Annotated in this window: 11 protein-coding genes and 1 pseudogene; 5 read left to right on the top strand and 7 right to left on the bottom strand. The window is 68.5% G+C overall.

Going from position 1 to position 8,434, the window contains the following annotated elements:
* Positions 1 to 115: 115 nt before the first annotated feature.
* From IE271_RS39600 to IE271_RS39590, 3 genes and pseudogenes are all read right to left on the bottom strand, one after another.
* Positions 116 to 541, bottom strand: a pseudogene (locus IE271_RS39600) (ATP-binding protein); the annotation flags it as partial.
* A gap of 85 nt (positions 542 to 626) precedes the next feature.
* Positions 627 to 941, bottom strand: a complete 315-nt coding sequence (locus IE271_RS39595) for a hypothetical protein (RefSeq protein ID WP_190195287.1) — start codon at positions 939 to 941, stop codon at positions 627 to 629.
* Positions 942 to 1,091: 150 nt separating this feature from the next.
* A complete protein-coding gene (locus IE271_RS39590) occupies positions 1,092 to 1,502 on the bottom strand; it encodes a hypothetical protein (protein WP_190195286.1) in 411 nt (136 codons plus the stop codon).
* Between the two features lie 361 nt (positions 1,503 to 1,863).
* On the opposite strand from IE271_RS39590, the gene IE271_RS39585 reads away from it, so the two are divergent.
* Positions 1,864 to 2,493 (top strand): hypothetical protein, encoded by a 630-nt coding sequence (locus IE271_RS39585; RefSeq protein ID WP_190195285.1) that lies wholly within the window; start codon positions 1,864 to 1,866, stop codon positions 2,491 to 2,493.
* A 48-nt stretch (positions 2,494 to 2,541) separates the two neighbouring features.
* Here IE271_RS39585 and tpg read toward each other — a convergent pair whose 3' ends face one another.
* Entirely contained in the window at positions 2,542 to 3,099 is a 558-nt protein-coding gene (gene tpg, locus IE271_RS39580) for a telomere-protecting terminal protein Tpg (protein WP_190195284.1), read from the bottom strand.
* Positions 3,100 to 3,288: 189 nt separating this feature from the next.
* On the opposite strand from tpg, the gene lexA reads away from it, so the two are divergent.
* Complete coding sequence (gene lexA / locus IE271_RS39575; RefSeq protein WP_190195283.1) at positions 3,289 to 3,975, top strand: transcriptional repressor LexA; 687 nt, start codon at positions 3,289 to 3,291, stop codon at positions 3,973 to 3,975.
* A gap of 46 nt (positions 3,976 to 4,021) precedes the next feature.
* Here the strand turns inward: lexA and IE271_RS39570 are convergent, their stop codons facing one another.
* Positions 4,022 to 4,831, bottom strand: a complete 810-nt coding sequence (locus tag IE271_RS39570; protein ID WP_190195282.1) for a GNAT family N-acetyltransferase — start codon at positions 4,829 to 4,831, stop codon at positions 4,022 to 4,024.
* Between the two features lie 203 nt (positions 4,832 to 5,034).
* On the opposite strand from IE271_RS39570, the gene IE271_RS39565 reads away from it, so the two are divergent.
* Positions 5,035 to 5,403: an SH3 domain-containing protein gene (locus tag IE271_RS39565; protein ID WP_190195281.1), complete on the top strand. Its 369-nt coding sequence runs from the start codon at positions 5,035 to 5,037 to the stop codon at positions 5,401 to 5,403.
* A gap of 35 nt (positions 5,404 to 5,438) precedes the next feature.
* On the opposite strand, the gene IE271_RS43055 is transcribed toward IE271_RS39565, so the two are convergent.
* The gene (locus tag IE271_RS43055) at positions 5,439 to 5,648 is read right to left on the bottom strand and encodes a phosphotransferase-like protein (protein WP_373308915.1); all 210 of its coding nucleotides are present in this window, start codon (positions 5,646 to 5,648) and stop codon (positions 5,439 to 5,441) included.
* 183 nt (positions 5,649 to 5,831) lie between these two features.
* On the opposite strand from IE271_RS43055, the gene IE271_RS39555 reads away from it, so the two are divergent.
* Positions 5,832 to 6,047 carry a hypothetical protein gene (locus IE271_RS39555; RefSeq protein ID WP_190195280.1) on the top strand — a complete coding sequence of 72 codons (216 nt, stop codon included), beginning with the start codon at positions 5,832 to 5,834 and terminating at the stop codon, positions 6,045 to 6,047.
* Between the two features lie 78 nt (positions 6,048 to 6,125).
* Here IE271_RS39555 and IE271_RS39550 read toward each other — a convergent pair whose 3' ends face one another.
* Positions 6,126 to 6,647 carry a hypothetical protein gene (locus IE271_RS39550; protein ID WP_229919946.1) on the bottom strand — a complete coding sequence of 174 codons (522 nt, stop codon included), beginning with the start codon at positions 6,645 to 6,647 and terminating at the stop codon, positions 6,126 to 6,128.
* 482 nt (positions 6,648 to 7,129) lie between these two features.
* Between IE271_RS39550 and IE271_RS39545 the strand changes: the two genes are divergently transcribed.
* Positions 7,130 to 8,434 (top strand): acyl-CoA dehydrogenase family protein (locus IE271_RS39545; RefSeq protein ID WP_308435259.1); only part of this gene is annotated, 1,305 nt, incomplete at its 3' end.

The raw sequence follows: 8,434 nt of genomic DNA, 5'->3' as shown, positions 1-8,434 counted from the left end.
ACCCTCCGTCCGGGACCAGACGCTCAACCATCAACACGGACTCAGGCTACCGCCAAGGCCAAATGAGATGACCTCTAAGTTCACGTAATTCTCCAGCCCCGGGCGCCGATGGCGGCTACTTGACCGACGGTTTGGTGGGCTTGTCGGTGGGGTTCTTGGGGCGCTTGTTCGGGCGGTAGCTGGGGCCGTTCATGATGACCTGGTGGCTGGTGTTGATGAGCCGGTCGAGAAGGGACTCGGCGACGACGGGGTTGGGGAAGAGGGGATACCAGTCGCTGGGTGCCCGGTTGCTCGTGATGATCAGGGATCGCCCTTGCCGCTCGGAGACGGGTTCGTAGAGGTCGTCGGCATGGGCCGCGGACAGCTGGCGCATGGCGAAGTCGTCGAGGATGAGCACGTCGGGCCGCACGAGTTCGCGGATCCGTTTCTCCCAGGTGCGGTCCGCGTGGCCGCCGGCGAGTTCGGCGAGGATCCGGCTGGTCTTGGCGAAGCGGACGTGGGCGCCCTGGCGGACGGCGAGGTGGCCCAGCGCCTGGGCGATGATGCTGATCGGAAAATCGATGTCTGTGGGAGCAGGCGGCAGCATCCGGGCCGCTTGCGGACCGGATGAGGGGGGGGCGGGCCGGTCAGGTTGATGCCGGGGTGAGGGCGACCTGGTGGCCGAGGGCCTGGAGCTGGCGGACGAGATCGCGGGTTGTGCGGGCGGGGTCGAGGTGGCGGCGGTGCCAGTCGGTGCCGAGCTCCTGGTAGGAGGCGTCCGGGTCGGCGATCAGGTGCCAGGCGATGACCAGTATCGAGCGGGCGACGGCGACCAGGGCCTTGGCGTGGCCGCGGCGTCTGACGATGCGGCGGTAGCGGGCGCCGAGGAAGGTGTCGGTGCGGGCCGCGGCAGACGAACGTTCTCCTTGCCATCCGGGCTGCCCATCGGCCTGCCGAACCACGGGGCGAGGAACCCAGGCAGCTCCGCGACGACCAGGTCCCTCGGTCCCAGCCTCCGCGCCACCCATGGCCAATCAGAAAAATTCAGCCAAGCGATTCACATGAGACTCAAACCACCCAAGACGGGAAAAGCCGGATCGCGACCAGTTATCTCACTCGTAGTAGTCGGCGTACTGGGCCGAGTACTCCTCGACGCGGAAGCCCTCGAAGTCGCCCGCCTCTTCGCACTCAAGGAGCCGCTGAAGGGCCGCCTCCGCTTCCGGTGTACGAAGGAGCGAGAGATATGCCTTTGTCTCGGTGAGTCCCCGTCCGCACAGCAGCTGGACATCGATCGAGCAGGCAGCGTCCATACTTGCGGTCTTCGCGCTCCAGATGAGGAGTACGTCATCGATGACGCCGGCATTGAACAACTGGACGCAGCAGAGCTTCATCAGTTCGGTGTCGCCCGCGCCCTGAGAGCGTCGCTCACGCTCCGTCTGACCTCTCAGCAGTTCGCGCACTTCGTCGAGGTCGGTGCCGACTGGGTGGAGACCGTAGAGGCGTAGGCTCTCGTCCTCGTCCACCAGTGCTACTCCCTCTCTCGGCCTCGGCCTCACACTCTAGTTGTCAGGACTTACGGCGACGCCATCTGCTCGCGCCCAGTCGGCCCCTCACGACCGCTGTCCCTCCTGGGGAAACTCGTGAACGTGAGCGTGGGGAATTACGTGACGGTGGAACCGCAGGTGCTGGGGAATTCTGTGAGCGTCGACACTCACCCGACCGCCGCGCACCCCCGCATAAGGCTCCATGCCCTCAGGACAGCATTCAGTCTCGGTGTGACTGAGCGCTTCAGTTGGCCAGTCGAGTGCGAGGCTCGTGCGAACCTGGCACGATTCACATCATCGCCTTGAGGCGGTCAACGTCCAGCCGAGGCGAGAAGGAACTTTGATCTCTGACTACCAGCGGCGTCTGCGAGAGCAGTTTCTGTCCGTACCTGTCGTTGCGCCGCCTGTCCCGTGGCACCCGGTCCCGACCGGGCTCATCCCTATCGGTGGCCTGCTCGGCATCGGCTTCGCTCTCGCTCCCGACGATGGCCGCGACCTGGTCATGGTTGTCTCCGTCGACGGCCACGGGCTCTTCGACACCGTCACCGGCGAGAAGATCGCCCGGGACCGCGACCCTGACCCCGACGGCAGCACCCCGGACGCAGTGCCAGATCTCTCCTGCCCAGGGCTCGGCCCCATCGCCTCGACCCGAGTACGCATCGCGGGACTCTTCGGAGGCGGCCTGCACACCACCACCGAGGACGGCTGGACCCTGGAGGTCGTCAGCCCCGAGTGGCCGAACGACCGCGTCCTGCTGTCCGCAGACGGAGGCATCCCCCACAACGGACCGCACGGCGAAAGCTGGTGGCACATCTTCAACTCCAACTACTCGGAACTGCGAGCCGCCGGCTTCTCGCCGTCCGGACGCACCCTCGCCGTCGCCACCAGCAGCGACCTAACCCTCTGGACCCGCCAGGCGCCTGACACCGAACGCTCGGCCGGCCAACTCGGCCGCTCACCGGCCAACTGAAGCGCTCAGACTCACTCGGCTGAATCCGTGGCTATTCGAGACATGCCTTCACAGCTCGAACTCCAGGTGCTCGATGTCGGTGAAGCGGACCTCTTCCAGCTGGCCGGCGCGGCGGCCACCGTCCTGGAAGTAGACCTCCTTGAGCGCCTCGGCCGCGATCTGCTGGAGCTGCTGGTCGCCGGCGCCGGCCGCTTGGGCGTCGAAGAGGCGGGCGGCGTACTGGGGTGGCAGGGCGACGGTCAGGTGGCGGATGCGGTCCTGGTCGGTGGAACCGATCGGGGCGGTGTAGCCGAGGCGGGCGCGGGTGTCGATGACGATGCCGCCGGTGGTGGCCGCCTGCTGCCGGGCCCTGGCGCGGATCTGCGGCTGCCACCGCTTGGCCACCTCGCCCTCCAGTCGGGCGGCGAGGTCGGGGCGCGGCTTCTTGATCTGGTCCTTCACATAGCGTTCGACGGTGCGCTGGGAGATGCGCAGCATCTGAGCGACCGCCCGGGTGCCCTTGAGCTGCTTGACCAGGTAGCGCATCTGCGCGCCCGCACTCCTGGGCACCGGGCGGGTGAAGGACTTCTGCACCGCCGCGTCCAGACTGTCCCCGAACATGGTCATCGCCTGCCTGCTCCCCCTCTGCCTACGTCGGTGACGGGGCCATCCGTCCCCGCCCGCAGCACCCTACTTTCGCCCTTCCCGCGAGGTGGCTGGAGGCCGAAGGGCGAGACGTTTTCAAACGGATATTCCCTTTGTTGCGGTTGCCGGTCAGTGCCCAGGTCACGCACGATCCCGACAGAGGAACACGGCATGCACGCCGCATCCGCAGGCCGACCCGGGCGGCCGCCGGGCAGCCGTGCCAACCCCGACGGGCTCACCACACGCCAGGCCGCCATCGTGGACACTGTCGCCCGCCAGGGGTACCCGCCCTCGATGCGCGAGATCGGCCAGGCCGTGTCGCTCTCCAGCACCTCGTCCGTGTCGCACCAGCTGATGGCTCTGGAGAGCAAGGGCGTGCTGTACCGCGACCCGCACCGGCCCCGCGCCTACCGCGTCCGGCCGGGCATCACTTCCGACGTCGCCGACGCGCCGGAGCCCGTGGCAGCGGAAGCTACCGCCTCGGACCTGGCGTCCGTGCCGCTGGTCGGCCGGATTGCCGCCGGCGTACCGATCCTGGCCGAGGAGGCGGTCGAGGATGTGTTGCCCCTGCCCCGGCATCTGGTGGGCGAGGGCAGCCTGTTCGCTCTGCGAGTCGTGGGCGACAGCATGGTCGAGGCGGCCATCTGCGACGGCGACATCGTCACGGTCCGCCGTCAGGACACCGCCGACCAAGGCGACATCGTCGCTGCTCTGCTGGACGGCGAGGCCACCGTCAAGCGCCTGCACCGGGAGGGCGGCCGGGTCTGGCTGATGCCTCACAACCCGGCCTACGAGCCGATCCCTGGCGAGCAAGCGGGTGTGCTCGGCAAGGTGGTCGCCGTCCTGCGTACCCTGTGATCAGCGCAACGGCCGTCCATCGAGCAGCTTGTACGGCGGCGCACCGTCAAAAGGGCGCGACAGTGATGCGGGGCGGTCGCCGGAGCCGGCTGGTTGAAGCGCACAGCGGGACGGCCGTCAGTCCTTGTTCCAGCGTGCGAAGAGTTGCTCGGTCGGCTCGGTGCCCAGTTCCAACGACGTGCCGGTCAGTACGTACCCGATGTCGATCGTCTCGCCGGGTTCCAGCACGGTGAAGCCTTGGCGGGCGTAGAACGGGCCCCAGGCCGCGCTCGGAGGCGAACTGGCCGTACAGCAGGATGTAGTCGACCTGCCAGTAGACCTGCATGCAGCGCTTGAGCAGTGCGGCTCCCAGGCCCTGACCGCGGGCATCCGGGGAGATCGCGATTGCCTTTATCTTGGCGTACTTCAGCATTGCCAGCAGCGCATGGGGCTCATAACCGGTCTCGCTGACGCTGCGGACCAGGGTGCCGGGCGGCAGTGCGAGCAGAGCGCCCAGCAGTTTGCCGTCTTTGGCCTGCGCCACCAGCGGCAGCGTCAACGCATTCGCCGCATCTTGCAGTCGCTCCTCGCTTGCCGCCTGTGCCAGCGGGGCGACCAGTTCCCGGGTACTGGTGGACAGGCTCTGCAGCAGCCATTCGCTGCACCGTCCGGCCGCCAGCGCATCGAGCTGCCCGGCCTCCGCATTCGCGTCGGCGGCCAGCAGGAGCTCCGCGATCTGGCTGCTCTCCTCGGGCCGGGCCAGACGTATGCGTGTCTGCGCGGGCCCGGACAAGCCCTCCCGTAGCTTGGCCCTGGTCAGAACGGGCCGCGGCGGCCGCCTCCGTCTGTCGTGCTTCGTCTTCTTGCTCCTCGCCATGCCCGCACGCTACCGACACGTCCTCGCTCGCGAGTAGGGGGCTTGTTGGTGTGCTGGAGCCGTATCGAGGATGGTGATCTTGTAATCTGAGCGCGCCCCTCGCTCCGCCCTGATCATCCGACGAGGCCGGACGTGTCGTGCTCGAACAGCCTTCGACCGGTGGCGACATGGCGGAGTAGGTGACTGATACGGGAGGAAACAGCATGAGGTTCATGAAGCGAGGTGTACCGGGCAAGCTGCAGCGAGCCATGGTCGGCATAGCCGCCACCGGCTTGGTAGCGACCGGAGCGTTGGCAGCAGGTGTGGTCACGGCCACCCCGGCCAGCGCGGTGGGGAAGTCGGCGTGCGCCTTCAACCGTGAGGACGTCCAGACGCTGAAGACCACGACCAATGTCAACCTGAGGAACGGTCCGAGCACCAGCTACACCAGTCTGGGCCTCCTCGCCAAGGGAACGAAGTACGACCCGTACTGCGCAGACATGAACACCACGTGGTACTACGGGAAGGTTCTCAGCGGAGCCAATGCCGGCACTTGGGGATGGGTGAAGATCTCGTACCTCGCCAAGGCATGATTCCGACGCCTACTCGCGTCTGAAGTGAGGAAGCCTCAGGGGACGTGGCGTGCGATGTCTCGGGCGCAGTTGAGCGCCACGGATCGGGTCGTGTCGACCACCACGTCGTACGTCACTCCCTTGTGCACCAGTTCCGCTTGCCACGCTGCCATGCCCGTGACCCGGTCGCCCCGGGCCAGCTCGCGGGCCGTCGCCACCTCCGCGTCTGTCGCCCTGCCGCCAGGAGCGGGTGCGCTCTCAGCCACTGAGCGCTTCAAACAGCCCCTGAACTGAGTGCGTTGCGGCAAGGGGCTGTCATCCTGGATACGCCCTGGCAGGATGCCCCGTCCACGGAACGGCCGGGGTGGCGCGAGCGCACGGCCCATCTCCACGGCGATCAGCTAATCGCCGTCGACTACATCGTTTGCGTCCGCTGCCGGCGCGGCTGGGTGGAATCGCCCTACACCGTCCCTCAGTACCAGCGGTGCGGGCTGGCCTCGGCGGCCCTGGCCGCTCTGCGCCGTGAACACCCTGATCTGGCCTGGCACACGCTCGGCGGCCACTTCGCCGACTCCCGCCCCTTCTGGGCTGCCGTGGGAAGCGGTGTACCCGGCGGCTACCAGCAGGCCAGACTGTGCTCCCACGTCGCGGGAACCTCACCTTGACCATGGGCGGAGGGCCGCCTCATACGCGGTGGAATTTTTGGAACTTGTGCTGGTCCGCGCCGCAGTGCAGAGCCGTGCTCACCGTCGCGGTGTGCCGCGGCCGCGGCCACCGGCCCTGCGCTGTCCTCCACCGCGGCCGCTGCGGCGGCGGGCGGGCTCGGCGGGGGCGTTGCTGTCGCTGAAGCCGCCTGGGGCGCTGAACCCGCCGGGCACGGCAGCGGCGGCCGAAGCCGGTTGGGCCGGGGCTGCCGGGCTCGGGGGGCGGATGCGTGGAAGGGCGCGGCCGACGATGCGGCCGTGGCTCATCATCGGGGCGCAGCTGGCGCAGGCCTCCGTGAGTGTCCATGCCTGTCCGACGGCCGGGTCGTGGCGCAGGACCAGCAGGACGCTGCCGGCGCAGTCGACGCGGGTGCCTTCGTGGGCGGCGCACTCGGTCTGGCGGCATCCGCAGGCCGCGTCCGGGTGCACGGTGGCGGCCCGGGCGTGGGCGGCGGCATGGGCTTCGGCGAACCGGCGCAGTGCCGCCACGTCCCGCGAGCGCGCCGGCATGGCGCATGAGGAGGAGCAGGTCACGGAGGCGGTGCGGTCCCGGTGGCCCATGAGGCGGATGGTCCAGGTGCGAGGCGGGCGCCGGGTGGCTGGGCGTGATCCAAGGCCAAAGATCCTTCGGCTGGGGGTAGGGAGGTAGGGCGCGGCACCGCGCTGTGCCATGTGTACCCCGCCGGTGCGGCTGCCACTACCGATATACGTAGTCGCCTTCGCGGCGGTGGAGGGATTGGGTAGTTCCGGGAGTAATGAGACGGCGATATGGGCAGATACCGTCTTCGCCGGATTCTCAATCGTGTTGATCATCATGCTGAAGTCACTCGTTCACATGAACTACGTTGCGGAACGTGACCTCTCAACTCTCTGGTGAGCAGAGCCCATCAGTCAGTGCCGACCTTACACGGACGCTCTACGGCGACCGGTTCGCACAGCTCCACGAGCCGTGGCGGAAGCTGCTTTCCACGGCTGCCTTCCGTTACCAGGAAGGACTCGCCCCGGATGACAGGGCCGCGCTGTCCTATGAGCGGCTGCGCTTGGTGAACGATGCTGTCGCCGACCCCGTACGGCTGGTGCAGGACATCGAGCAGCTCTCGGCCGTACACGAGTGGATGGGAGCGGTGGACCAGGGGCTGGGCACGGTGGCGTCGATCCACTTCAACCTGTTTCTCGGCAGCCTGCTCGATCACGACGGCCGCCAGCGCGATCTGCGAGAGTTCACCGCCCTCACCCGCACCGGAACGTTCCTGTGCACTGAGGCCGCACACGGCAACAGCGCCTCGCAGTTAGAGACCACCGCCGCCTACGATCCGGACAGCCGCACCTTCCTGCTGCACACGCCGTCGCCGGCCGCGGCGAAGTTCATGCCCAACACCTCCTCCACCGGCGGGCCCAAGACCGCCGTCGTGGCCGCCCGTCTGCTCGTGGCCGGCAGGGACGAGGGCGTCTTCCTCTTCCTCACGCCGCTGCACGACGGCACCGGGCAGCCGATGCCGGGCATAGAGATACGCAGGCTGCCGCAGACGGCGACCGCCCCGGTCGACCACTGCGTCACCTCCTTCCATCAGGTCCGGCTGCCGTACGAGGCGATGCTGCAGGCCGACCACGGGCGGCTGCTGCCCGACGGCACCTTCACCAGCTCGGTCGGCAACCGCCGCAAACGGTTCCTGGCCTCGGTCGGCCGCGTGACCCACGGCAAGCTCTGCATGACCGCCTCCAGTCTCGGCATCACCCGCCACGCCCTCACCGTGGCAGTGCAGCATGCGCACCGCCGGCACACCTCCGGCATCACCGCAGGCAGCACGGCCCGCCTGTTCGACTACCGCAGCCACCACGCGCCGCTGCTGGATGCCCTGGCCACCACCTACGCCGCGACTCTGCTGCAGCGCACCGCCGTGCAGCGGTGGGCCGAGGCCGTGCGGCCGGAGGCGGACGACGCGGTGCGGGAGGATGCCGAGCGGCTTGTCGCCGTCGTCAAGGGGTGGATCACCTGGCAGGCCCGCGCCGTGATGACCGAGTGCCGCGAACGGTGCGGTAGCCAGGGCCTGTTCCTCGCCAACGGCATCGCCCCGCTGCTTGCCGCCAACGAGGGCACTATCACCGCCGAAGGCGACAACCTCGTCATCTGGACCAAAGTCGCCGGCGAGATGCTGCTGGGCAACTTCATCCCCGCACCCCGCTCCAGCACCCCAGCCGCCGAACAGCAGCTCACCGACCCCGACGTCCTGCAGGACCTGCTGGCAGACGCCGAGCGCGTCTGGCACCAGCGGGCCCGCACCCGGCTGCGCTCCGGCAAGGCCGGCGGCCCGCTCGGCCGCTGGAACCGCACCGTCACCCCCGCCCTG

The sequence above is a fragment of the Streptomyces minutiscleroticus genome (assembly GCF_014650875.1).
Taxonomy (GTDB): domain Bacteria; phylum Actinomycetota; class Actinomycetes; order Streptomycetales; family Streptomycetaceae; genus Streptomyces; species Streptomyces minutiscleroticus.
The sequence above is the reverse complement of the archived record's forward strand: the minus strand, read 5'-3'. Positions and strand labels throughout refer to the sequence as shown.

What these genes read in the sequence shown, in the direction of transcription:
- tpg (WP_190195284.1), bottom strand. Translation starts at nt 3,099, where the DNA reads ATGACCATGTTCGGGGACAGTCTGGACGCGGCGGTGCAGAAGTCCTTC.
- lexA (WP_190195283.1), top strand. Translation starts at nt 3,289, where the DNA reads ATGCACGCCGCATCCGCAGGCCGACCCGGGCGGCCGCCGGGCAGCCGT.
- IE271_RS39570 (WP_190195282.1), bottom strand. Translation starts at nt 4,831, where the DNA reads ATGGCGAGGAGCAAGAAGACGAAGCACGACAGACGGAGGCGGCCGCCG.
- IE271_RS39565 (WP_190195281.1), top strand. Translation starts at nt 5,035, where the DNA reads ATGAGGTTCATGAAGCGAGGTGTACCGGGCAAGCTGCAGCGAGCCATG.
- IE271_RS39550 (WP_229919946.1), bottom strand. Translation starts at nt 6,647, where the DNA reads ATGGGCCACCGGGACCGCACCGCCTCCGTGACCTGCTCCTCCTCATGC.